This window comes from Kitasatospora sp. NPDC048286 (genome assembly GCF_043201735.1).
GTDB lineage: Bacteria > Actinomycetota > Actinomycetes > Streptomycetales > Streptomycetaceae > Kitasatospora.
Genome location: NZ_JBICZE010000011.1, coordinates 1 through 23,757 on the forward strand (window position 1 = coordinate 1; position 23,757 = coordinate 23,757).

Sequence of the window (23,757 nt, forward strand, 5' to 3'; positions counted from 1 at the left end):
GCATCGGGATCACCTTCAACGGCCTCCACCAGGGCCAGAAGATCCAGGTCGGCAACCAGGTCTCGTTCTCGGTCACCTGGAAGAACAACGACGCCTCGGGCAGCCGAGCGGTCGCCCCGGTGGTCGCGACCCAGCAGTACGAGGGCGCGCAGTGCCAGCGGATGCTCTCGATGGCGCAGGGCACCCTGGAGCGCAAGGACGCCTCCGACTGGAAGGCCATGCCCTCGCTGAGCCAGGGCGGCGGCATGGACTACGCCGGAACCGGCAACGACGCGGCCTTCACCCTGGCCGCGGGCGAGAGCCGCACCGTCGAGTACCGGATGGTCCTCGACCCCGGAAACCAGCCGGGCCGACTGCTCGTCGAAGCCGACGCCGTCACACCGTCCACCTACCAGGTGCTCACCAAGGGCGTCGTGACCACCTCGGTCATCGACAGCCACCGCCCGGCCGTGGCCTCGGCCTCCAAGCCCTCCCCGCTCGTCATCGGCACAACCCCCACCGAGTTCACCTTCAAGGTCACCTCGCCCGACGGCCCCGGCCGCCTGCGCCCGGCCGTGTACCTGTCCCTGCCCGCCAGCGAGGGCCTGACCGGGCAGGACGTCACGGTCGAGGCCAAGGTCGGCAACGAGTGGAAGTCCTTCGAAGTGACCGAGGACTGCAACGGACGACTCGGCGTCGCACCGGCCCAACTGGACGGCGTGATGAACGGCAACCCGGTCACCTACACCTTCCGGGTCGGCCTCAAGCGGACCCCCACCGCGCCCGTCGGAATCGAGGTCGGCGGCGCCTCGGACGGCCACTACGGCGCCGTCACCACCCTGCACCCCACCGTCCGGAAGTGACACCCGCCGTCCGGAACTGACGCCGCAAGCCGCACTTGAAGCCGACGGCCCGGCCTCCCACTGCTCGGGAGGCCGGGCCCTTCACTGTGTCTCACCTGCCCGGGGCCACGGCTTCTGTGTGGCGGGTAGCTCGTCCGTGCTTCTCCCCGGCTACGGCACGCGGTGCGGGACGTAGCCGGCACCGGTGAACAGGTCGTTCCAGGACAGTCCGGCTCCAGCCAGCGCCCTCTGTCAGCGGCGATTCGTAGGCTCCCCACGTGAACATCAACGTCGATGACCTTTCCTGGCAGGCGCGCACCCTCGGCGGCGTCTCCCCGCGGCTGGTACAAACCTTCCTTGACTTGGGGCAGTTGGAGCTGCTGGTCCAGGCAGCCCGAGAGCGCGGGGACTGGCACTGCGCGAAAGCCGCGGCGCGGGAGCTGTGCGCGAGCGGGGAGTTCGAGCGGGCGCTGAACCTGCTGGACCCGTTCACGGACGTCGGTTGGAGGGCTGCGGAATGGGCCACCGCCGAGATCATGATCCAGCAGGGCCAGAGCGATGAAGCGCTCGCGATGGTGCGCCCCGATCCGGCCGAGCTGGGCGACGACCACGTGTGCGCCCGTTACGCGGAACTGCTGGCGAAGGCCGGGCGGACCGACGAGGCCGTCGACGTGCTCGTGCCCCATCTCGGGGGACTCTGGATCCAGTCGCACCTGGTCAAGGTGACCGAGGGGCAGGGGCGGGACGACCGGGTCCTGGACGTCCTCGCGCGGCTGGCGGAGGGCATGGAGAGCACGCCGGGCGCGAGGTACGCGGAGTGCGGCGAATCGTGCACCGCGGGCCGGACGGACCGGTGGCACGTACTGCTCCTGATCTCCCAGGTCCTGGAACGCACGGGGCGCACGGACGAGGCCGTCGAGATCCTGCGCACCGAGATGGCCTCGGGCCGGCGCCACCCCGTCAACTTCCCCGAGTACTACGCGGAACTCCTCGCCCGGCGGGGCCTGATCGAGGAGCTGGGAGCTCTCGCCGCCGCCGAGCCCTACTCCGCCGTCGACGTGTTCGCGAAGGCACTGGAGGACGCGGAGCGGGCGCCCGAAGCGGAGGCCATGCTGCGTGAAAGGATCGAGGCGCACGACCACCCGAAGGACCGCGCGGCGCTGATGCACCTTCTCGTCCGCCAGCGAAGGATCGACGAAGCCGTCGAGACCGGCCGGCCCACGTACGACTACTACGACTGCGGGAACCTCCTCCACTGGGCGCTGGACCTGCTCGTCAACGACGGCCGCCCCGGCCGGGCACTCGAACTCCTGGAAGATCTCACCGGTGCGTGGGCCGAGGGACACCCGGAGAGCGTCATCCAGCTGCGGCTGTGGCTGCTGGGTGAGGCGGGCCGCTGCACGGAAGGCATCGCGGAGGCCACCGCCCGCAACGAGCGGGAGCCCGGCGAGTGGGACACCGCGCTGGCACGACTGCTCGAACGGGCCGGCCGACCGGAGGAGGCCATCGCGCTCCTGCGCTCGTCCACCCACCGCCACGCCGCCTTCGACCTGGCCGACCTGCTGGCCAGGCACGGCCGTCCGACCGAAGCCCTCGCCGCCATCCCCACGACCACCGAGCAGCGTGCAGCAGCCGATCGGCGGGAGCGGGAGGCGGCGGAACAGCGGAAGCAGGACGAACTCTCGGCCGAGGCGGGCGAGTTCGCCCAGAACCCCCCGTTCTAGTCGTGCCGAGACAAGGGATCACGTAGGTGCTTCCAGGGCCTGGTGGATCCGGTCCCATGTGGCCGCACCTCAGGCCCGGAGGAGACGCTGCTGTCGGTGGTGCTCTTCCGAGGCGGCTGGGCCGACGTGGACTATCTCGCCAGGGTGGATGATGCTGGGGCGCTTCCGGCTTCGGGGATCGATTCGGCGGCGGTGTTCGGTGCCCGGCTCGATGAATGGGTGATCCGTGTGTTCGGTGAGCGGGCTGCGTGATGCAGGACTTCCTCGGTGCCAGAGGGGTGGTAGTCGGGGAAGGACCTTCTGATGTCAGCCGACGGCTGCCTGCTGTTCGGCTCAGGCCTGGGTGCTGGCGAGACGGTAAGGAGTCATTTCCGAGGGGCGGCCCGATGATGCGGGGCGGGATGCGCTCGGACCGGTGTTCTCGGATGCCGACTTCGAGGATCTCTGCCCAAGTGTCGGGCGCCGCCCGAGATATGGACGCGGCCCGACAGGTTGGTTCAGTGGATCGGACTCACCGACGCGGCGCGGCGTATGGTCGGCCGTGGCGCTCGCCCACGAGTGCCTTCAGCCCGGGGCCGAACCATGCGCAAACCGCACCAATCCCCCCAAGGAAGCGGTACGTTGGCGCTGCCGACCATAAGGAGAACCACCGACGTGACCGTTGATCAGGCAGCCCTCGGCAGCGCCGTGAAGGCCGTCGTCGCTGCCGCGCGCGACGATGATGTGGCTGCGTTGTACCAGGCCGTGATGCCGCCGACGGGCGTGGACACCCCTCCGCGCGAGGCCGCCCAGTGGTTCGGGATGCTCCTTGTCCATCTGGCCCTCACCGCCGCGAACGCTTCGAAGCTGGAGCAGGGCTGCTCCCGGGAGGCCGTGTCGGCGTGGATCAAGGAGACGCTGGGTCCTGCACCCACCCCGGCCCTGTTCCGTGCCGAGGATCCTGTCCGCATCGACCACGTCGAGGCGGTGAGCGCCGCGGCGGACTACTCCCGGTGCCATGAGTACGCCGTCGACCTGGTCCGGTTGGGCCTGGTCGAGCCGGACGCGGCACCGGACGAGCGGGGCGTCGATGCCCACTGCGCGGTGACGAACGACAAGAAGACGCGGATCATCGTGATGGCGATGCTCGGCCGCCTCGCCGCCGATTCCGGTCGGCGAGGCTGACGGCGCCGCTTCGGTGGTGGGCGGGCGCCGGGCCGCCGGTGTCAGTCCCCACCGACGGTTCGGGGGCTCCGTCAACGTCGACGAACACGCCGAAGGTCTCGATCGAGGTAACCACCCCGGAGCGTTCTTCGCCACGACGGAGTGTCGCCAGGAACTCCTTGAGCGCCGGGGAAGGAAGCGGATAGGTCACGGCTGTGACCCTATGCCACCCCTACTTCAGTGGGCGACCGGCTCGTTCCTGGTAGTTGTCGGCGGTCGCGGACGTTCGCGCCCTGCCGGATCGCGAGGTGGCCCAGGGCCGGGACGGCGCGTGCCTTCCCGACCCCGCCCCACGCCGCGATCCGGAGGCGTCGATGCCGGGCCCGAGTCAGACGACGGTGAGCGGTCCGCCCGCCAGGTACGCCGCCAGCGGGCCGGTCGTCCGGGGCCGTGCCGGCGGCCGTAGGGCCAGGTCGGTGGCGCGTCCGGCGAGGTGGCCGATCTCGTCGGCGCCGACGGAGCCGAGGTCGGCGAGGAGTTCCGTCGCGCGCGGGATCACCCGGTAGAGGGTGTCCTGCACGCTGTACCGGGTGAAGAGGGCGTCGGCGAGGATCGAGGTTTCCGCGGCGCCGTCGTCGATCCGGCGGGCGACGCCCTCCGCGGCCGCCATCGCGGCCTCGGTCTCCACCAGCAGTCGCACCCGCTCGGACTCCGGCACCCGGGTGTCGAGCAGCACCTGCTCGACCAGCGCGCTCGCGGCCCCCAGGCAACCGGCCGTCGTCAGCAGCTGGTACTGGGCGAGGCCCGTGGTCAGCGCGGCTTCGAGGTGTCCGTCCAGGGCGGAGGACCGCACCAGCAGTTCGGGCGGTACGCCGACACCGTCGAGGGTGACCCGCTCGTTGTCCGCCCCGCCCACGCTCAGGCCCTCGCTTTCGGCGGGCAGCAGCGCCACCGCCGTTTCCTCGCCCTTGCCGTCCGAGCGCGGGACGGTGACGGTGGCCATGAGCAGGTCCATCGAGGAGGCCAGGCCGCCCGGGCGCGCCGCGCCGCTGACTCGCACCAGGTCGGACTCCGCCGCGGCCGTCACCGCCGGGGAGAGGATCCCGGCGCCGGAGCGTTCCTCGGCGAACGCGAACGCCATGAGGCGATCGCTGGTGACCACACCCTCGACGAGCTGAGGCAGCATGCTGTCGCCGACGGAGGCCAAGGCGAGCAGGACGGCCAGCGAGAAGTGGTGCGCGGCGGTGGCCGAGGCCACGGACGGCATCCGGGCGCCGAGGGCGCGCTGCACTCGTAGGGCGTCCAACGCGGTGGCGCCCCGGCCCTGTTGCGAGGTCGGCGCCATCAGCGCGGCGCCGCCGCTCTCGCGGAAGAGCCGAATGCCGGGGCTGTTCGTGCCCTCCAACTCCATGAGCGGCACTGTCCGCAGGGTCTCGTCCAAGTCCGGCAGCAGCTTCGCCACCGCGGCGCGTTCCCGTTCCAGAAAGCGCATCTGATTCCCCATCTCCCCAAGTCGACGCTCCCGGACCCGCCCACGGCACCCAGGTGACGATCGGTGGTCGCCCCACCGCCCCGGAGCCGACCGGCCCCACCACGCAATCTATCCGTGCGGCGGCACGCGCACCGCCCACTCGCGCGACTTGACCGGTGGGAGCGTCATTCCGAACGTGCCGCATGCCCTCTGCCGGAGCCCGGGCCCGGGCCTGGGCGGACGGGCCGGCGCCCGGATGACTCCAGCGCGGGTCCGTCGCTGGTGGAGGCCCTTCGGCGGGAGGTTCGCGACACCCGTACCTGGGAGACGCAGTACCAGATCGTCATGGCTCTCGGGACGCGCGGCCACCGACCTGCGCTCGGTCCGAAGCCGCCGCCCCGGCCCTTTACAACGGAGCGTCCGTCTACTGGCGTGCAGGGGTCGAGAAGGCGGCGAACGCAGCGTCCAGCAGTTTGCCGAGGTCCTCTTGGCCGTCGCTCGCACCCCATTGCCCGAGGACGATCCACAGGATTTCGAGCGCCGCCGCTACGCGAACGGTGGCGATGACCGATGACCCGTCGGTCGAGGAGGTTGTCTTCTGCAGTCGGGCGACGATCTCTGGTCGCCATTCAGCCTGCTTCTCGCGGAGGCGTGCGCACAGGGCCGGGGTCTGCTCAATGAGGCCGAGGATCGTCACGAGTTCCTGAACGTCGCCCACGAGGAACCCCACGGCTGACTCCAGGGCGTTGCGCAGCCTGCTCCAGTCGTCCTGGTCGGCCCGCTCGGCATCGAGTGCGTCAGTGATGACGCCACCGACAGGGTCGAAGACGAACAGGACCACGTCTTCCTTGGTGCCGAAGTAGCGCAGGAAGGTGCTCCGCGACACTCCGGCGGCTTCGGAGAGGTCGGCGAAGGTGACCTGGTTGAAGCCGGTGAGGCAGAACCGGTTGAACGCGACGCGGGCCAGCTCTGCTCGCACCGCGTGGCGGCTGATCTCACGGGTACCGACTGGCGCTGCGCTCATGGGGGCGAGTGTACTCCGACACACTCGTTTGCTTCTTCGGATGCAGGTTTCTAATCTGATACTCAGTGTCAGTCGCGATGCTGAGATTCGCGACACTGTCCCCAGCCGGCGGCCCGGTCACGGACCGTCCCTTACCGCGATATGGAGCCACCTCATGAGCTACGAAGACCTTCCCGCCCTGACGATCGACGTCTCGGACGGGGTCGCGACGGTGACAATCGATCACCCGCCGCTCAATCTGATGGACGCGGTCCTCCTGCCGTCACTCCGGGCATTCGTCGCGCGTGTGCGGGACGACGCCGACGTCCGCGTCATCGTCTTCGAGAGCGCTGACCCGGAGTTCTTCGTTGCGCACGGTGACATGGCCTACCTCACCGACCCCGACGCGCTGCCTGCGGCCACTCGCGCTGCGATCGCGGCCGCGCCGGGCTCGACCGTCCCGGAAGGCCTGAACATCCTCCAGGCGATGAGCGAGGAGGTCCGCTCGCTGCCGCAGGTCACCATCGGCAAGCTGGCGGGCTTCGCGCGCGGCGCGGGCAACGAGTTCTTCATGTACCTGGACATGCGATTCGCGGCCATCGGCAAGTCGGGGCAGGGGCAGCCGGAGTCCTTGATGGGGATCCTCCCCGGAGGCGGCGGCACGGTGAACATGACGCGCCTGGCAGGAAGGGCCCGTGCGCTGGAGCTCATCCTCGGCGCCGAACTCGTGGGTGCGGAGCTCGCGGAACGGTACGGCCTGATCAACCGTGCCCTGCCCGCCGCAGAACTCGATTCCTTCGTCGACACCCTCGCCCGACGGATCGCCGGCCTCCGGCCGGAGGTGATCTCCATCACGAAGGCCGCGGTCGACGCGGTCGCGCCGCCGATTCCGCGTGCGGCGTACGCCGTTGAGAACGAGGGCCTGTTCGCGGCGTTCGGCGATGAGGTCACCGAGCTCGCCCACAAGCTGCTCGCCGCTGGCATCCAGACCCGCGAGGGCGAACGGGACCACGAGCGCATCGCCAACAGCATCTGAGCGCCCAAGCTTTTGCCACCCGTGCGCAGAGGCTCCGTGGGAAGAGGTCCTCGGCCATTGCCGGGGACGACGGCCGACCGACCATCGGTACCCCGTACGGAATCGAACAGCGCACCGTCCGCCTCAGTAGCGCCAGCGGGTGGCGGCGATGAGTTCGGCGTCCGTGCGCATCGCGAAGAGGTCGGCTTCCGCGCGTCGGACGGCCAGGACGGTTTCGTACAGTTCGGGGCCGAGTGACTGGCGCAGGACGGCGGACTTCTCGTAGGCGTCGATCGCCTCGGGCAGGGTCGCCGGGAGGCGTTCGGCGTCGTCGAGGGCGGCGGGGTCGGTCGGGGTCTCGGGCGGGAGGGGGAGGGCGGCGTCGAGGCCGGCGAGGCCGGCGGCCAGTGCGCCGCCGATCGCCAGGTAGGGGTTGGCGGCGGCGTCGAAGCACTTGAGCTCGGCGTTGGCCTGCCCGGCGGCGGAGCCGGTGATCAGGCGCAGCGCCGCCTCCCGGTTCTCCAGGCCCCAGCAGCGGTAGGCCCCGGCGAAGTGGGAGGGGACCAGCCGCAGGTAGGAGGCGGGGCTGGGGGCGCCGAGGGCGAGCAGGGCGGGCAGTTCGGCCAGGATGCCCGCGAGGAACTGTTCGGCTTCGGGGTGCAGCCCGTGGCGGCCGGGGCCGCCGTGTCCGAGGTTCCGGCCCTGTCGCCAGAGGCTGAGGTGCAGGTGGCCGCCGTTGCCGACCGAGCCCTCGGTGAACAGGGGCGCGTACGAGACCCGCAGGCCGCGCCGGGCGGAGACGGCCCGGATGGTGTGGCGCACCAGCATGGCGGTGTCGGCCGCCTCGACGGGCCCTTCGGCGGCGACCGAGACCTCGAACTGCCCGGCGGCGTACTCGGGGTGGAGCTGGGCGACGGCCAGCCCCTGGTCGGTGAGGGCGCGCAGTACGTCCCGCAGGTAGTCGGAGTGCTCGATGAAGCGGGTCATCCCGTACCCCGGCGCGGTCGTCGCGGGGGCTCCGGCGGCGTCGGCGACCACCCACTCGACCTCGATCCCGGCCCGCACCGAGAACCCGCGCCGCTCGACGGCCTCGGTGAGCCGGCGGGCGAAGCCGCGCTGGCAGCCGGGGTGCCGGGTGCCGTCCTGGGTGTAGCGGTCGGCCGGGGCCCAGGCCCAGCCGGGCTGGGCGGCGAGCGGGGTGAGCCGGTCGAGGTCGGGGACGAGCCGTAGGTCGCCCACCGGGCCGGTGCTCGACGGCGTGGTGGTGAAGGAGTCGTCCACCAGGGAGACGTCGAAGCAGGGTACGGCGCCGACACCGTGTTCGGCGGCGTGTTCGAGCTGGGTGAGCGGGACGGACTTCACCCGGGTGATCCCGGCGTTGTCGACCCAGCCGAACACCACCCCGTCGATTCCGTCGGCGGCGAGCTGGGTTCGGGCGGCCCGGGCCTGGGCGGCCCGCTCGGCTCGGGGGTGTGTGGTGGTCATGCGGTTCATGCTGGCGTTCGTGGCAGTGGGTGGGTGAGGGGTCGGCCTGGAATTCACCCGTTCGTGCAAGGCCGGGGTTGTGGGGTGACGCAGGACCTGGGAGGCGGACGTTCTTCGGCAGCGTCCGGCGGGGCCCGGTCGTCAATGTCGCGAGGGAGCAGCTTGATGCCGTTCGGGTGATTCCGCGCGCCGGGCGGTGGCTCAACGACGCTGCACCTGCCCGACGGTAGCGGGCGGGAGCTGGTGCGCGGCAGGTGCGGGCGCAGGCCCCGGAGGTCCGTAGAGTGCGGGGGATAGGGGGTCCAAGTCGGGCATCACAGCCGACCTTTGGACTCCCTCGTTTCATCTCATGGGTGCCAGCAAGCCCTTGACGTCAATCATCCAGTCGGACCGGGAGTTCACCCGTGAGGCCTCATAGCATCGACGTGCGCCAGATCGCCGAACCAGGCACAACAGCGGGCCGTGCAAGAGCCGGTCACCGCGCCCCGGCCGCCCCGGCCGCCGCGCCCGCAGTCACCGGCCCTCTCTCCGATGACCAGTACGACTGCACCGCGCTGCGCGCCGCACTGGCCGCAGCCACCGAGGACGTCATCATCTACGACCTCGACGGCGTCGGCCGCCAGTACGCCGCGCTCTGTGCCGAGCTGCCGGGTGTGGCCGTCCGGTTCGCGATGAAGGCCTGCCCGGTGGACGAGGTGCTCGGGTACCTCGCCGCGCTCGGCTCCGGCTTCGACGCGGCCAGCCCGCAGGAGATCGCCCAGGCGCTGCGCACCGGAGCGCCGGCCGGGCTGATCCACTACGGCAACACCGTCAAGTCCGACCGCAACATCGCCGAGGCCCACCGGCTGGGCGTGCGCGACTTCGCCACCGACTGTGTGGAGGACGTCGCGGCGATCGCCGAACACGCCCCCGGCGCACGGGTGTTCTGCCGGATCGCGACCAGCGGCGAGGGCGCGCTGTGGGGCCTGAGCCACAAGTTCGGCTGCTCACCCGAGGACGCCCCGCTGGTGCTCGACGCCGCCCGCACGGCCGGGCTGGTGCCCTCCGGCCTGTCGGTGCACGTCGGCTCCCAGCAGATGACGACCGAGGCCTGGGCCGCGGCGATCGACTCGCTGGCGGAAGTCCTGGAGGCGCTCGACCGGCGCGGTATCACCCCGACCCGGATCAACCTCGGCGGCGGTCTGCCCGCCCTCGGCGTCCTCGACCGGAGCGGGCGCCCGCTGGACCCGCCGCTGGACAAGATGTTCTCGGTGATCCGCGAGGGCATGGAGCGGCTGCGCGCCGTCAACGCCGGGCCGCTGGAGTTCGTCCTGGAGCCCGGGCGGCACCTGGTCGCCGACCACGGCGCGATCCGCGCCCAGGTGGCGCGGCTCACCTCCCGCCGCCGCCTCGACGGCACCCGGGAGGACTGGCTCTATCTGAGCTGCGGCAAGTTCAACGGCCTGTACGAGATGGACCAGTTGCAGTACCGGCTGGAGTTCCCCACCCACCCCGGCGGGCCGTTCGTCGACGCCGTACTGGCCGGCCCGACCTGCGACAGCGACGACGCGTACGCCCGGGAGGACGGCCTGGTGCGCGTCCCGCAGGCAGCCGCCTCCGGCGACCCGGTGTGGGTGCACTCCTGCGGCGCGTACGCCGCCGCGTACGCCACCCAGGGGTTCAACGGCTTCGTTCCGCTGCCGTACACCTGCGTCGGCGGCCCGGCTCAGAACGGAGAGGACGCATGACCGACACCCGGATCCGGCTGCTCGCGGAGGAGGACTGGGACGAGGTGGTCGCGCTGGAGGAGCGCGCCTACGCAGCCAGCGGCCTGTCCGAGGGGCGGGAGGCGCTCCGCTCCCGGCACCGCGCCTCGCCGGGTACCTGCTTCGTGCTGGAGCACGCGGGCCGCTTCGGCGGCTACCTGCTGGCCCTGCCGTACCCGCGGTTCCGCTGCCCGGACCTGAGCCTGTCCGAGGAAGGCGCCGTCCAGGGGAGCGACCGGGAGGGCAACCTGCACGCCCACGACCTGGTGATCGCCGAGCGGGCGCGCGGCCGGGGACTGGCCCACCGGCTGCTGCGGCATCTGGAGGAGATCGGGCGGGCGGCCCACTGCCGGACCCTCTCCCTGGTCGCCGTGCGTGGCTCGCAGGTGCTGTGGACCCCGTTGGGCTACCGCGCCCGGCCGGAGATCGGGCTGCCCGCGAGCTACGGCACCGAGGCGGTCTACATGGTGAAGCCGCTGGAACCCGCCGTCACCGATCCGAGGGCCGGGGTCTCACCTGGAGTCGACGTGGGGTGATCGCCGGCCCCGCCATGTCGGACGGCGGGCATTGGGGTGAACGGCCCGGGGGAGGATACTGGCAAGGATCGGTTTTCGACTGCCCTCGCGGAGGACCGATGCGCCAGGACGGACGGGTCGCGGACTCCCTGCTCGCGCTGCTGAGCCGGGACTGGCTGGGAGTGCCGGTCGCGGTGCTGGTGGTGGCAGCCGGCGGCCTGCTGGTCGGGACGGGGGCGGCCTGGGCGGTGGCGCTCGGTGGCCTGGTGATGGCCGTCGGTGTGCTGCTGGCGGCGGGAGCCGTGCGGCACCTGGTGCTGGTGGCCCGCGAGGCGCGGGGGAATCCGCCGCCAGGGCGGCTGGTGGACGTGGGCGGGCACCGGATGCACCTCCTCGCCGAGGGGGAGGCTGGGGGCGGGCCGACGGTGGTCTGGGTGCCCGGCGGGCACGCCCCGGGTGAGGACCTCCGGGAGCTGCACACGATGATGGCGGCGAGGGCCCGGTCGGTGCTGGTGGACCGCCTCGGGACGGGCTGGAGCGACGTCGGGCCGTTCCCGCGGACGACGGCGGTCGAGGCGCAGGAGCTTCCGGCGGCGCTGGAGGAGGCGGGGGAGCGGGCTCCCTTCGTGTTCGTCGGCCACTCCTTCGGCGGGCTGCTGGTCGCGAACGTGGCCAGGCGCCGGCCGGACCTGGTGGCCGGCCTCGTGCTGCTGGATCCGACGCCCCTGGAGGTCATCGCCTTCGCGCCGCCCAACCGGCAGCTCGCGGCGGTGCGCCGTGGCCTCCTGCGGACGGCGGTGCGGCAGCTGTTCGGCGCCCGCCGTGGCCCCGGGCCCCGGACCGGGCCGGGCTGCGCCGCCGCGTCGGTCTTCGCCGAGCTGACCCCGTCCGGGCTGGCGAGAGTGGGCTGGGAGACCGTGGTGTACGACGGTGACCTCGGGGACCTGCCGTTGGTGCTGGTGATACCGCGGGACCTCATCGGCGGTGAGGCGGTCCTGGCCGGGGCCCGGGACGCCGCCGAGGCCGAGCGGATCAGCCGCTTCTACCTCCGGAGCAGGACGCGGTACCTGGCGGCGTCGACGTCGTCCCGGCTGGTGCACACGCCGGCGGGGACGGGCCACGACTTCCCGCACGAGGCACCCGAGTTCGTGGTCGGCGTGGTCGAGGACCTGGTGCGGGAGCTGGGCGCGGTCAGCCCATGACCGTCCGGGCGGAGCCGGGCCGGACCGGGCGCAGGCGGGAGAAGGTGCCCAGGTCGACGACGTTGCCGGTGTGGTCGCAGCGGTGGCGGACCGGGGCGCGGTCGTGGTCGTGGCCGGACTCGACCGCGTCGATCAGGGCGGTCAGGTAGCGGCCCACCAGCGGGGCGTTCTTGAACTGGTTGCCGCTGGTGCCCATCGCGACGTAGTAGCCGGCCAGCGCGGTGCGGTCGTAGATCGGGGTCCAGTCGTCGGCGACGTCGTACACGCCCGCGATCCCGAGGGGCCGGTTGGGGACGCCGATCTCCGGGAAGCGGCGGGCCGCCCGGGTGACCTGGGTCCGGAAGCGGCGGGCGGTCGGGCGGGGGTCGGCGTCGTCGGGGTCGTCGATCCACTGCGGCGGGTCGCAGGCCGGCTCGGTGCCGCCGACCAGGAGCCGGCCGCCGGGGGCCGCTCGCAGGTAGGTGCCGAGGTCGAGGTCGGCGACCACCGGGCCGAAGCCGGGCGCGGCGACCTGGTGCACCTCCTCGCGCAGCGGCCGTACGCCGACGGTGAAGTCGTCGCCGACGCCGGCCAGCCGGTTGAGGCCGCCCGACCACGGGCCGGCGGCGTTGACCACGACCGGTGCGGCGATCCGGGTGCCGTCGGCCAGCCGGATGCCCACCACCCGGCCCGCAGCGCGGTCGACGGCCACCACGGTGTGGTGGAACAGGAAGCGCGCGCCCAGTGTGCCGGCCGCGTCCGCGAGGTTCTGGGCGGCGAGCTGCGGGTCGTCGACGAACCCGGCGTCCGGGGTGAAGAGCGCGCCGAGTTCACCGGAAGGCGCGTCGAAGAAGGCGTCGTCGTCCACGGGTTTCGGCGGCCAGTACCGGCCGGCGTCGATCCCGGGCAGGTGGCGGCGCAGCGCGTCGGCGTCCCACCGTTCGTACGGGACGCCGGCGCGGTCGAACAGGGCGGTGACGGCGGACGGGTCGGCGGCGGGGGAGTCGAGCAGGACGACGCCGGTGCGGTGGAAGGCGGCGAGCGGGCGGTGGCCGGTGAGCCGCAGGTGCTCCGGCCAGGACGTCCAGAGGTGCTGGGCCTCCCAGGCGGTGGCGACCCCGTCGAAGGTGGAATAGTTGAACCGGATGATCGCACTGGAGGCGCTGGTGGAGCCGTGGCCGGCGGCGCCCGCCTTGTCGACGACGGTCACCTGCCGTCCGGTGCGGGCGAGTTCGAGGGCGATGGCGGCGCCGATCACTCCGGCTCCGACCACCACGGCGTCCGCTGGGCGACTGGGCATCAGGACCTCCCGGAGGGCAGGCGGGGCACGGCGTCGAGCAGCGCCCGAGTGTAGGGGTGCCGCGGCGTGCGCAACAGGGCCTCGGTGGGGGCGGTTTCGACGATCCGGCCGTCCCGCATGACCGCCAGCACGTCGGAGACGTGGCAGACCGCGGGCAGGTTGTGGCCGATGAACAGCATGGACAGGCCGAGCCGCCGCTGGAGGTCGCGGATGGTGTTGAGGACGGCGGCCTGCACCGACACGTCCAGGGCCGAGGTGATCTCGTCGGCGATCAGCAGGCCGGGCTCGACGGCCAGGGCGCGGGCGACGGCGACCCGCTGGCGCTGGCCGCCGGACAGCTGCTGCGGCAGGCGGTCCGCGAACTCGCGGCCCAGGCCGACGAGTTCGAGCAGGGCGGGGACGCGCTCGGCCCGGGCCGACCGGTCGAGCCGGTGGAACGCGGTGGCCGCTTCGAGGAGCGTCCGGCGGACGGTCATCCTGGGGTCCAGAGCGGTGTCCGGGTCCTGGAGGACGATCTGGACCAGTCGGCCGAGCCGGCGCCGGTCGCCGACCGTCCGGACCCGGATCTCCCGGCCGTCGAGCAGGACCCGGCCGCCGTGCACGGGTGTGAGGCCGACGATCGCGCGGGCCAGGCTCGACTTCCCGGAGCCGGACTCGCCCACGAGCCCGAGCGTCGTGCCGGCCGGGATCTCCAGCGAGACCCCGTCGACGGCGGTGACGGGGCCGTACGGGCCGTGGTGGCGGACGGTGAGGTCGAGGACCTGAAGGGTGGTCATGGGGCGAGGACCTCCACCGGCACCGGGTTCCAGCACGCGACCCGGTGGTCCGCGTCGAGGTCTTCCAGTGGCGGGGCCTGTTCGGCGCAGTGGTCCCGGCGGCGTGGGCAGCGGGGCTCGAACGGGCAGCCCGGGGCGGGCGCCAGCGGGTCGGGCGGTGTGCCCTGCACCGTGGGCAGCGGCCGGTCGCGGTCCGCCGTGAGGTCCGGTACCGACGCGACCAGGGCCCGGGTGTAGGGGTGCCGGGCGCCGCCGGCGAGCCGGTCGGCGGGCAGCGACTCGACGACGGCCCCCGCGTACATCACCAGGACGCGGTCGCAGAACTCGCCGACCAGTGCGACGTCGTGGCTGATGAACAGGACGGCGGCGGAGGTCTCCCGGCGGATGTCGGAGAGCAGCCGGGTGATCTGCCGCTGCACGGTGACGTCCAGGGCGGTGGTCGGCTCGTCGGCGATGATCAGGCCCGGCCGCAGCATCAGCCCGGCGGCGATCATCACCCGCTGGCGCTGGCCGCCGGAGAGCTGGTGGGGGCGCGAGCGCAGCAGTTCGGGGGGAAGGCCGACCTTGCGCAGCGCGTCGGCGGCCTCCGACAGCGCCTGGGCGCGGCTCGCGCCACAGTGTGCCCGGACGGCCTCGGTGAGCTGGGTGGAGATCCGCAGGGACGGGTTGAGCGCGGAGGCCGGGTTCTGGAAGACCGTCGCCAGGCCGGTCGCGAGGTGGCGGTCGCGCTGCTTGGGCGTCATGGTGGCGAGGTCGGCGCCGAGCAGCCGGAGGGTCCGCCGGGTGACGCGGGCCCGTTCGGGGAGCAGGTCGGCGATGGCGAGCGCGGTGAGCGACTTGCCGGAGCCGGACTCGCCGACGAGCCCGACGATCTCGCCGGGGCGCAGGGAGAGGCTCACGTCGCGCACCGGTCGGATCACCCCGCCCGGGGTGGGGAGTTCGACGCTGAGGTCCTCGACCTGGAGCACCAAGCCGTCCTCGGCGGGCCCTCCCCCGGCCTTCGGCCGGGGGGACCCCCATGGGGCGGGCGGTGGCGCGGGGGCACGGGGTGCCGGGGTGCGCCGGGCGACGCCGCCGGCCAGGACCTCGCCGAGCAGCTGGAACGTCACCGCCGCGTAGAGGACGGCCAGACCGGGGGCGAGGGCGGGCAGCGGGTCGGCGTAGATCCGGTCGAGCCCCTGGTTGAGCAGCTGCCCCCAGTCGTAGTCGGGCGGTTGGACGCCCAGGCCGAGGAAGCTCAGCCCGGCGAGCGCGACGAGGGCGGTGCCCGCCGCCGTGGTGGTGGCCAGCAGCAGCGGTTCGGCGATGTTCGGCAGGACGTGCCGCCACAGCAGCCGGTGCCGGCGCAGGCCGAGCACCCGGGCCGCGGCCAGGTGGTCGGTGCCGGCGACGGCGGCGGAGAGCGTCTGGGCGAGCCGGGCGAAGCCGGGGACGCCGGCGACGGCGAGGGCGAGCACCGCTCCGGCGGCGCCCGCGCCGAACACGACCGCGAGGAACATCGCGACCAGCAGTGCGGGGAAGGCGAGCAGCAGGTTGATCAGCGCGGTGAGCAGCCGGCGGGCGCGGTGGCCGACCACGGCGGTGGCCGCGCCGAGCAGGATGCCGCCGGTGGCGCCGAGCAGGGTGGCGGCCAGGGCCAGCAGCAGGGAGGGCCGGGTGGCGGTCAGGACCCGGGCGAGCACGTCCCGGCCGAGGTTGTCGGTGCCGAACGGGTGGGCCGTGGAAGGGCCCTGGAGCACCGCGAAGGGGTCGGGACGGTCGGCCGCGGTGCCCCACAGGAGCGGTGCGACCAGTGCGAGGAGGAGCAGCGAGGCCAGCATGACCGCCGAGGTCCAGGCCATCGGTGAGCGGAGGTACCGGGTGGGAAGGGACATCTCAGCTCTCCCGGATCGTCGAACGCGGGTCCAGCACCGCCAGCAGCACGTCGACCAGGAGGCCGGAGAGCAGCACGGTGGAGCCCAGGATCAGCACCATCGCCTGGATCACCGGATAGTCCTGGCTGACCACGGACTGGGCCATCGCCGAGCCGATGCCGGGCCAGGCGAACACCTTCTCGACCAGGACGGTGCCGGCGATCATGGCGGGCAGCAGGCTCCCGGCGACGGTGAGCGCGGCGGTGGCCATGTTCGGCGCGGCGTGCCGCAGGTAGCGGCGGGCGGGGGACAGCCGTTTGCCGCGGGCGGTGCGCAGGTAGTCCTCGCCCAGCACCTTCAGCGCCTCCACCCGGACGATGCGCACCAGGACGGCCGTCGGCGCGAGGGCGAGCGCCAGGACCGGAAGCACGAAGGACTCGGCACCCGCCGCGCCGGCCACCGGCAGCAGCTGGAGGCCGACGGCCAGCAGCGCGGTGAGCCCGGCGGCCAGCACGAAGTCCGGCACCCCGGCCAGGCCGGCGGTGACCACGGTGAACGCCAGCTCGCTGCGCGGGCGCCGGCCGTCGCGGGTGCGGACCGCGGCGAGCAGCCCGCCGGGCAGGGCCACGGCGAGGGTGACCAGGAAGGCCAGGCCGGCGATCTCCAGGGTGGCCGGCAGCCGGGTGCGGACCAGCTCGGCGACCGGCGTGCCGGTGACCAGCGACGTTCCGAGGTCGCCGTGGGCGAGGCCGCCCAGGTAGTGCCGGAACTGGGTCGGGAACGGCGCGTCGAGGCCGAGTTGGTGTCGGCGCGCGGCGACCAGGGCGGGGGCGGCGTCGACCCCGAGGGCGGCGCGGACCGGGTCGCCGGGGACGAGGCGGATCATCGCGAAGGAGGCGGTGAGCACGATTCCGAGGGAGAGGACCAGCCGGGCGGTGCGGCGGCCGAGGAACGCCGTCCAGGGGTTTCGCAGCAGGCGGGGCAGGGACACGGTCGGCCTCCCGGTCACCGGTGGAGGCGGATGCTGGTGGGGACGAGCTGGCCGCCGAAGGTGGTGGTGAAGGTGGTGCTCCGGCCGTACACGGTGCTCCGGCCGTCGGCGATCGGCAGGGCGTCGGCCGAGCGGAAGAGCGCGGCGGCGGCCCGGTTCCAGGTGCCGCAGCCTTCGGTGTCCGGCTCCCGGAGGGCCTGGGCGACCAGGGCGTCGTACTCGGGGTTGGTGACGCCCGCGAAGTTCAGCCCCTGGGCGGGGGTGGGGCCCGAGAAGAACGGGATGAAGCCGACCGGCAGGGCGAAGCCCGGGGTGGTGCCGACCACGACGTCGAAGTCGCCGGTCTGGTACATGGCGTTGACGAGCGCGGGCAGGCTCTCGGTGACCAGCTTGACGTCCGCGCCGAGCGCCGTCCAGGTCCGGGCCATCAGCTCGGCGGCGGGCGGCAGGGTGGGGCCGAGGTCGGGGCTGGTGATCAGGCGCAGCCGCAGCGGCCGGCCGTCCCTGGCCAGCCGGCCGTCCGGCCCGCGGGCCCAGCCGGCGGCGCGCAGGGCCTCGGCGGCGTCCCGGGTGGGCAGGTTGGCGGCGGCGAGGTCGGCGTGGCAGACGGCGCCCTCGGCGCCGAAGTCGCCGGCCGGGTGGCCGGTGCCGCCGACGGCGACGTTGGCGAGGCCCTGGCGGTCGAGGGCGGACACCAGGGCGCGGCGCAGGGCCGGGTCGGCGAGGGGGCGGCCGGGGCGCTGGTTGAAGAAGGTCAGCCCGACCACCGTCGCCACGTCCTCGGCGGTCAGGCCGTGGCCGGTGAGCCGGGCGCGGTCAGGACCGTTCACGCTCGCGATGTCGATGCCGCCGGTGAGCAGCAGGTTCGCGGCGGTCGCCGCCTGGGGCACCACCGAGAGGACGATCCGGGCCGGCAGGCCGGGCGCCGCGGTGGTCGCCCCGGCCGGGCCCCAGGTGTAGCCCTCGCGGACGGTGAACTCGTACGGCCCGCCGGGGGAGTAGCGGGTGAGCACGTACGGGCCGGTGCCCCGGGTGGCACGGCCGAGCGACCGCGGATCGTCGAGCCCGGCGGGGCAGACGATCGGCAGCAGGCCGAGGGAGCGGGTGAGGAAGGGGAAGGGCGCGGTGGTGGTGGCCGACACCGTGCCGGCCCGGTCGTCCGCGCTCGCGGTGAACGGGACGTTCGGCAGGACGGTCTGGGCGCCGACGAGCTGCTTGGCCGGGTCGCTCGCGTACGTCAGCGCCCGGGCCACGGCGGAGGCGGTGAGGGGGGTGCCGTCGGAGCAGGTGACGTCCGGGCGGAGGGTGAAGGTGGCCGTGGTGGTGGAGGCCTGCCAGGAGGAGGCGAGGCCGGAGACCACGGTGCCGTCGGGGGCGAGGTTGACCAGCGAGTCGTAGGAGAAACGGGCCTGACCGGCCCCGAAGGTGGAGTACGGGTCGAAGCTCGGCGTCTCGCTGGACGCGGCGATCCGGGCGGTGCCGTGCTCTACGAGCGGAGTGCTCGTCGAGGACGGGGCGGCACCCCCGCAACCGGCCGTCGCGAGGGCCAGTGCGGCGGCGGTGAGGGAGCGGGCGGCCGACGGGGTGCGACGGGGCATGGGCGTCATGGTGCCACCGAGTTCTGCCGCTGGCGAGTCAACTCGCCTGCGCAGTAAGCGTGTTCGAATGTCGTGTGGTGATCGGGGTCAGGCGTGGCGGAGGCGGAGGGTGCCCCACTGGAAGCCCGCACCGGGACGGCACCCCTCGCCTCACCCGTTCGAGGGACACGGGGGCCGCTGTCCCGTGGACCGGGTGGCAGGGCGGCCCGGCACCGCCACACTGGCGGCATGAGCGTGAGGACGAACGAGCCGGGCCATCTGGCGGACCGCTACTGGGAGTTCCTGCTGGAACGCGAGCCGCTGCTGAGAGTCCGCCAGGGGCTCCCGGTCGAGACGCTGCCCCTGGCCTCGCCCGTGGAGGCCGAGGAGCGGGCGCGGTTCGCCGAGGAGGTGTTGGCCGGGGCACGGGCGCTCGACGGCGCGGAGCTGTCCGGCACGGATGCCGACACCGTCGGATTCCTCGCGGGGCTGGCCGAGCAGGAGGTGCGCGCCCAGCGCTGCTACTGGCTGACGCCCGCGGCCACGCCGTACCGGCTGTTCCCGCTGTCGCTGTACGTCGACGCGGTGTTCCGCCCGTTCGCGTTCGCCGAACGGGCCGACTCCGAACGGTACGTGTCGCTGGTGCGCGAGCTGGCCCGGGTGGTCGGCTCGATCGCCGACCGGACGGCGGAACAGGCCGCCCGCGGCTTCCGGGTGCCCGCCCCGGCCCTGGCCGGAGCGCGCGCCACCCTCGTCGGCCTGCGGACCTCCGTGGCGCAGCGGGTGGAGGTGGACGACGGCCGGCTCGGCGGGCTGGGAGCGGCCGAGCGTGGGCACCTCCGGGACGGCGTACGGCGGCTGGTGGAGGCCGAGTTGGTGCCGGGCTTCGACCGGCTGCTCGCTCTCCTCGACGACCCGGACTACCTGCGCGAGGCGCCGCGGGGGGTCGGCTGGGCGCGGTACGAGGGCGGCGACGAGGCCTACCGGGACTTCGTCCGGACCCACAGCGGGGGCGGCACACCGCCCGAGCGCTTGCACGAGCTGGGCCGCGAGCAGTGCCTGGAACTCGCCGAGCGGATGCGGGAGGTGCGCGCGGCGCTGGGCTTCCACGGCTCGGAGGCCGAGTTCCACGAGCGGCTGCGCACCGAGCCCCGGCTGTACGCCCGGACCCCCGAGGAGGTCGAGGCCCGCTACCAGGGCTACCTCGACCGGCTCGCCCCGCTGCTGCCGCGCTGGTTCACGGTGCTGCCGGACGCGCCGTACGGGCTGGCGCGGCTGGATCCGGCGCTGGAGGTGGGGATGACCTTCGGGTACTACGAGCAGCCGACTCCGGCCGTGCCGGTCGGGCGCTACCGCTACAACGGGTCCGGCCTGGAGGGGCGCTCGCTGATCGGTGCGGCCTCCCTGATCCACCACGAGCTGGCTCCCGGGCACCACTTCCACCTCGCCCGGCAGGCGGAGAACCGCGCCCTGCCGCACCTGCGCCGGGAGGTGGCCGAGTTCGGCGCCTTCAACGAGGGCTGGGCCGAGTACGCGGCGGGCCTCGGCTGGGAGATGGGCCTCTACGACGACCCGTGGGACGCCTACGGGCGCCTCGCGCAGGAGCGGTTCACCGCGCAGCGCCTCGTCGTCGACACCGGGCTCAACCTCGGGACGATGGGCCTGGAGCAGGCCCGGGACTTCATGCGCGCCAACTCCACCGAGGCGGAGGGCCAGATCGCCTCGGACCTGCTGCGCTACGCGACGGACCTGCCCGGGCAGGCGCTCTCCTACCGGGCGGGCTACCTGGAGTTCGTCCGGCTGCGGGCCCGGACGGAGGCCGAGCTGGGCGCCGGGTTCGAGGTGCGGGCCTTCCACGAGGCGGTGCTGGGGGGCGGTGGGCTGCCGTTTCCGGCTCTGGGGCGGCGGGTGAAGCGGGAGGTCGGAAATGGGCATTGATCTGAAAAGCGGATCATTTGTTAATTCAATGGCTCTACATCTCACAATTTGTGGAAGGGGTGTCTTGTAAAGCACTCGCACGGGTGAATCTGCCGAGGATATTTGGTCCCGACGGGGCCAGCTCGACTACGGTGACGAAGGAGCGGGCGGTGGACCCCATCGACGAGGAATTCGGCCCAGCAGGGAAATCCGGCACGGGAATCGAGAATTCCGGACATGGGTGCTTCGGTCCGCTCTGTTGTGTGTGCTCCGGAGTCCGCCGTGCGCCCGGGGTCCCCCTGCTCATCCGTCTGCGTAGAGAGGTTGGAGCAACATGCCGCCCGTAGTACCGCCCTTCCTGGTCGGCCTCATCGTCGCGCCACTGGCCAAGCGCCTCCTCAAGCCGCTGGTGCGCGGCGTCGTCAAGACGTCCGTCGGAATCGTGATGGAGGTGAAGAAGGCGGCCCACGAGGCCGGGGAGAACATCCACGACCTCGCGGCCGAGGTGGCCGCTGACATGGTGGCCGCGCAGGTCGCGTCCGACGAGCACCACCACCGGGCCGCCGAGAGCTCCATGCCGAACGGCGAGAAGGAGGACGAGTCCGTCCACCGGGCCGAGCAGGAGGCTCGGGCCCCCAAGATCCGCGCGACCGCCGGCGCCGGCGCCAAGACGAACTGACGCCCCGCCGCGGGCCCGAGCCGCCGCCTGGGCGCATGTTCCGGCCGAACCCGGAGGATGCGTCCAAGCGGCGGGTCGGCCGTCGGCCCGAAGGCCGAACCGCATTCCCCTTCAGACTTCCCACTCCGTCGCAGTGCTCCGCCACGCCCAATGACGGCCCATCCGCGACCTCCGCAAACAGGTGATCGTACACATGCCATCTCTGCTGGGTGCCGCAGCCGGGAACCTCTCCGTGGATTCGGACGTGCGCCCGCGCTCGGTCGTCCCGGGGCGCCAGCGCTGGGACGTCAAGCCGGTCCTCGGCCGGCCCCGGACCGCCGAAATCCTCGCCGCCGCGCTGCGGCGCGTCCCCGGGATCACCGAGGCGCAGGCAAGCCCGATCACCGGTGGGGTCCTCGTCCGGTACGACGCGCGGGTACGCGCCGCGGACGTCGGCCGGATCATCCGCAGGGCGGTCGCCCTGGTCACCCAGGGGCCGGCCGCCACCCCGCCGCCGGCCCGGCCCGCCGCCGCGCCGGCCCCGCGCCCGGACCGTGGCCTCGTCACGCGCCCGGTCCTCGCCGTGGGCGGCGGAGTGGCGGCCGGCGTCGCGCTGATCCGCGGATCGGCGCTCAGCAAGCAGCTGGTGGCACTCGGCGGGGTCGCCGCCGCGACCGTGGCCGTCCTGCGGAAGGCCTGGCGCAGAACCGTCGACACGGCCGGCGAACCGGCCGGGCTCGCGGACGAACGCCATCCCCTGCTGGAGATCGTCGGACCGCACCGGCGGCGGCTCCTGCGCGCCTCCGCGCTCTCCGTCGCCTGCCAGTTCTCCGAGATGGCGCTCGCGACCTTCCTCGGCTGGACCGCCCTGGTCCTCATCAAGGGCGAGGCCGCACCGCTGGTCCACCTCGGCCTGACCACCACCTCCGCCCAACTCTGGGGCCTGGCCGGGCTGGTGGCCGTCGCCTGCGCCGCCGTCGCGGGCCTGTCCTACTCCTCGAACCTCCAGTGGCGCCAACTCGGCCAGGACATCGAGCACGACTGGCGCAGCCGCACCTACGAGCACGTGCAGCACCTCGAACTGCGGCACCTGGAGGGCGAACGGACCACCCGGATCGCCGGAGTGCTCACCGACGACGCCCGCCAGCTGGGCGCCTTCTTCGCCACCTCGGCCAGCGACGTGCTCCAGATGGGCACCAGCCTGGCCGTCCTGGTGCCGGTGTTCCTGCTGCTGGCACCGCAGATCGCCTGGATCGCCTTCCTGCCGATCCCGGTCATCGCCTGGCTGTCGCTCCGCTACCAGGAGAAGGTCACCGCCGACTACGCCGCCGCCGGCGAGGACCGGGCCAGGCTGCACAGCCAGCTGGTGAACACCCTGGAGGCCGGCGCCACCGTCAAGAGCTTCTGCACCGAGGACTACGAGGCCGAGCGCGTCGACCGGCTGAGCGCGCGGGCCCAGGACAGCACCCAGCAGACCGACCGGAGCACGATCCGGCACGCCGAGACCGTCCGGGTCTGCACGACCAGCTCGATGGCCGGCACCCTGCTGATCGGCGGCCGGTCGGTGCTCAACGGCAGCCTGCCGTTCGAGGTGTTCAGCCCGCTGATCGGGCTGCCCCAGATGGTGCTGCTGCGGATGAACCGGCTCGGCGGCATCGTCGACCAGTACCAGCGCACCCTCGCCGCCTACGACCGGGTGCACCGGCTGCGCGCCCTGCCCGTCGAGGCCGAGGGCACCGGCGACCCGCTCGACAGCGACAAGGTGCGCGGCGAGATCGTCCTCGACGACGTGACCTTCGCCTACCCCGGCCGGCCGCCGGTGCTGGAGGACCTCTCCCTGACCATCCCCGCCGGGCAGGTCACCGCCCTCGTCGGCGCCACCGGCTCCGGCAAGACCACGGTCGCCAAGCTGCTGATGCGCTTCCAGGACGCGGGGTCCGGCAGGGTGCTGCTCGACGGACAGGACGTCCGGGAGCTGCGGCGGCACGACCTGCGCCACGCCATCGGCTTCGTCGCCCAGGACCCGTTCCTCTTCGACGGCAGCATCGCCGACAACATCCGCTACGGCAGCTTCGGGGCCTCGGACGAGGCCGTGGCCCGGGCGGCCACCATGGCCGAGGCCCACACCTTCGTCGTGACGCTCCCGGACGGCTACGACACCCTGATCGGCGAACGCGGCGCCGCGCTCTCCGGCGGCCAGCGGCAGCGGATCGCCCTGGCCCGGGCGATCCTCAAGGACTCGCCGGTGGTGGTCCTCGACGAGGCCACCTCCGCCGTGGACAACGAGACCGAGGCCGCCATCCAGCGCACCCTGCGCAGCTTCGCGGCCGACCGGACCATGGTCGTCATCGCCCACCGGCTCTCCACCGTCCGCCACGCGGACCGGATCTACGTCATGGACAAGGGCGGCGTGGTGGCCGAACAGGGCACCCACGACGAACTCCTCGCCCTGCACGGGCTCTACGCATCCCTCTGGCAGCTCCAGGCCGGCGAACTCGCCGCCTGACCACAGCAGCAGCGCCCGCCCGCCGACCGCGTGACGCCACCGCGGTCGGCGGGGCCCGGCGCGCCCTGCCCCCATG

19 protein-coding genes are annotated in these 23,757 nt (G+C 73.2%); 11 read left to right on the forward strand and 8 right to left on the reverse strand.

All coding sequences use genetic code 11. The annotated features are described in order from the left end of the window. The 4 genes from ACGF13_RS25325 to ACGF13_RS25340 form a co-directional block, all read left to right on the forward strand. A partial coding sequence (locus ACGF13_RS25325) for a hypothetical protein (RefSeq protein WP_392878877.1) occupies positions 1-842 on the forward strand: 842 nt, incomplete at its 5' end. 257 nt (positions 843-1,099) lie between these two features. Beyond that, entirely contained in the window at positions 1,100-2,545 is a 1,446-nt protein-coding gene (locus ACGF13_RS25330) for a tetratricopeptide repeat protein (protein WP_392878879.1), read from the forward strand. Positions 2,546-2,641: 96 nt separating this feature from the next. Continuing rightward, the gene (locus ACGF13_RS25335) at positions 2,642-2,797 is read left to right on the forward strand and encodes a hypothetical protein (protein ID WP_392878881.1); all 156 of its coding nucleotides are present in this window, start codon (positions 2,642-2,644) and stop codon (positions 2,795-2,797) included. 402 nt (positions 2,798-3,199) lie between these two features. Then, positions 3,200-3,709 (forward strand): hypothetical protein, encoded by a 510-nt coding sequence (locus ACGF13_RS25340; RefSeq protein ID WP_392878884.1) that lies wholly within the window; start codon positions 3,200-3,202, stop codon positions 3,707-3,709. A gap of 367 nt (positions 3,710-4,076) precedes the next feature. On the opposite strand, the gene ACGF13_RS25345 is transcribed toward ACGF13_RS25340, so the two are convergent. Continuing rightward, on the reverse strand, positions 4,077-5,180 hold the full coding sequence (locus ACGF13_RS25345) for an acyl-CoA dehydrogenase (protein WP_392878886.1): 1,104 nt from the start codon (positions 5,178-5,180) through the stop codon (positions 4,077-4,079). Between the two features lie 403 nt (positions 5,181-5,583). Next, positions 5,584-6,183 carry a TetR/AcrR family transcriptional regulator gene (locus ACGF13_RS25350; protein ID WP_392878888.1) on the reverse strand — a complete coding sequence of 200 codons (600 nt, stop codon included), beginning with the start codon at positions 6,181-6,183 and terminating at the stop codon, positions 5,584-5,586. 154 nt (positions 6,184-6,337) lie between these two features. Between ACGF13_RS25350 and ACGF13_RS25355 the strand changes: the two genes are divergently transcribed. Then, positions 6,338-7,198 (forward strand): enoyl-CoA hydratase/isomerase family protein, encoded by an 861-nt coding sequence (locus ACGF13_RS25355; protein ID WP_382521525.1) that lies wholly within the window; start codon positions 6,338-6,340, stop codon positions 7,196-7,198. A gap of 123 nt (positions 7,199-7,321) precedes the next feature. On the opposite strand, the gene ACGF13_RS25360 is transcribed toward ACGF13_RS25355, so the two are convergent. After that, complete coding sequence (locus ACGF13_RS25360; RefSeq protein WP_392878890.1) at positions 7,322-8,662, reverse strand: glutamine synthetase; 1,341 nt, start codon at positions 8,660-8,662, stop codon at positions 7,322-7,324. A 554-nt stretch (positions 8,663-9,216) separates the two neighbouring features. On the opposite strand from ACGF13_RS25360, the gene ACGF13_RS25365 reads away from it, so the two are divergent. From ACGF13_RS25365 to ACGF13_RS25375, 3 genes are all read left to right on the forward strand, one after another. Continuing rightward, positions 9,217-10,389, forward strand: a complete 1,173-nt coding sequence (locus ACGF13_RS25365; protein WP_392879666.1) for a type III PLP-dependent enzyme — start codon at positions 9,217-9,219, stop codon at positions 10,387-10,389. Further along, positions 10,386-10,943, forward strand: coding sequence for a GNAT family N-acetyltransferase (locus ACGF13_RS25370; RefSeq protein WP_392878893.1), 558 nt, complete (start codon positions 10,386-10,388; stop codon positions 10,941-10,943). Before ACGF13_RS25365 ends, ACGF13_RS25370 begins: the two co-directional genes overlap by 4 nt. Positions 10,944-11,041: 98 nt before the next feature. Next, positions 11,042-12,124 carry an alpha/beta fold hydrolase gene (locus tag ACGF13_RS25375; protein ID WP_392878896.1) on the forward strand — a complete coding sequence of 361 codons (1,083 nt, stop codon included), beginning with the start codon at positions 11,042-11,044 and terminating at the stop codon, positions 12,122-12,124. Here the strand turns inward: ACGF13_RS25375 and ACGF13_RS25380 are convergent. Genes ACGF13_RS25380 through ACGF13_RS25400 form a run of 5 tightly spaced genes read right to left on the reverse strand, consistent with a single transcriptional unit; the run spans position 12,114 to position 18,621 of the window. Next, positions 12,114-13,403, reverse strand: a complete 1,290-nt coding sequence (locus ACGF13_RS25380; protein ID WP_392878898.1) for an NAD(P)/FAD-dependent oxidoreductase — start codon at positions 13,401-13,403, stop codon at positions 12,114-12,116. The two genes, ACGF13_RS25375 and ACGF13_RS25380, sit on opposite strands and share 11 nt — an antisense overlap. Next, positions 13,403-14,179: an ABC transporter ATP-binding protein gene (locus ACGF13_RS25385; protein ID WP_392878900.1), complete on the reverse strand. Its 777-nt coding sequence runs from the start codon at positions 14,177-14,179 to the stop codon at positions 13,403-13,405. Before ACGF13_RS25385 ends, ACGF13_RS25380 begins: the two co-directional genes overlap by 1 nt. Beyond that, on the reverse strand, positions 14,176-16,053 hold the full coding sequence (locus ACGF13_RS25390; RefSeq protein ID WP_392878903.1) for a dipeptide/oligopeptide/nickel ABC transporter permease/ATP-binding protein: 1,878 nt from the start codon (positions 16,051-16,053) through the stop codon (positions 14,176-14,178). The genes ACGF13_RS25385 and ACGF13_RS25390 overlap by 4 nt, the downstream gene beginning before the upstream one ends. 1 nt (position 16,054) lies before the next feature. Then, entirely contained in the window at positions 16,055-17,023 is a 969-nt protein-coding gene (locus ACGF13_RS25395; RefSeq protein WP_392878905.1) for an ABC transporter permease, read from the reverse strand. A 14-nt stretch (positions 17,024-17,037) separates the two neighbouring features. Further along, on the reverse strand, positions 17,038-18,621 hold the full coding sequence (locus ACGF13_RS25400; protein ID WP_392878908.1) for an ABC transporter substrate-binding protein: 1,584 nt from the start codon (positions 18,619-18,621) through the stop codon (positions 17,038-17,040). Positions 18,622-18,849: 228 nt separating this feature from the next. Between ACGF13_RS25400 and ACGF13_RS25405 the strand changes: the two genes are divergently transcribed. The 3 genes from ACGF13_RS25405 to ACGF13_RS25415 all read left to right on the forward strand — a co-directional run bounded on the left by ACGF13_RS25405 (position 18,850) and on the right by ACGF13_RS25415 (position 23,681). Beyond that, positions 18,850-20,538 (forward strand): DUF885 domain-containing protein, encoded by a 1,689-nt coding sequence (locus ACGF13_RS25405; RefSeq protein ID WP_392878911.1) that lies wholly within the window; start codon positions 18,850-18,852, stop codon positions 20,536-20,538. 313 nt (positions 20,539-20,851) lie between these two features. Further along, positions 20,852-21,196: a DUF5132 domain-containing protein gene (locus ACGF13_RS25410; RefSeq protein WP_392878914.1), complete on the forward strand. Its 345-nt coding sequence runs from the start codon at positions 20,852-20,854 to the stop codon at positions 21,194-21,196. Between the two features lie 193 nt (positions 21,197-21,389). Continuing rightward, positions 21,390-23,681 carry an ATP-binding cassette domain-containing protein gene (locus ACGF13_RS25415; RefSeq protein ID WP_392878917.1) on the forward strand — a complete coding sequence of 764 codons (2,292 nt, stop codon included), beginning with the start codon at positions 21,390-21,392 and terminating at the stop codon, positions 23,679-23,681. The last annotated feature ends 76 nt before the right edge of the window (positions 23,682-23,757 follow it).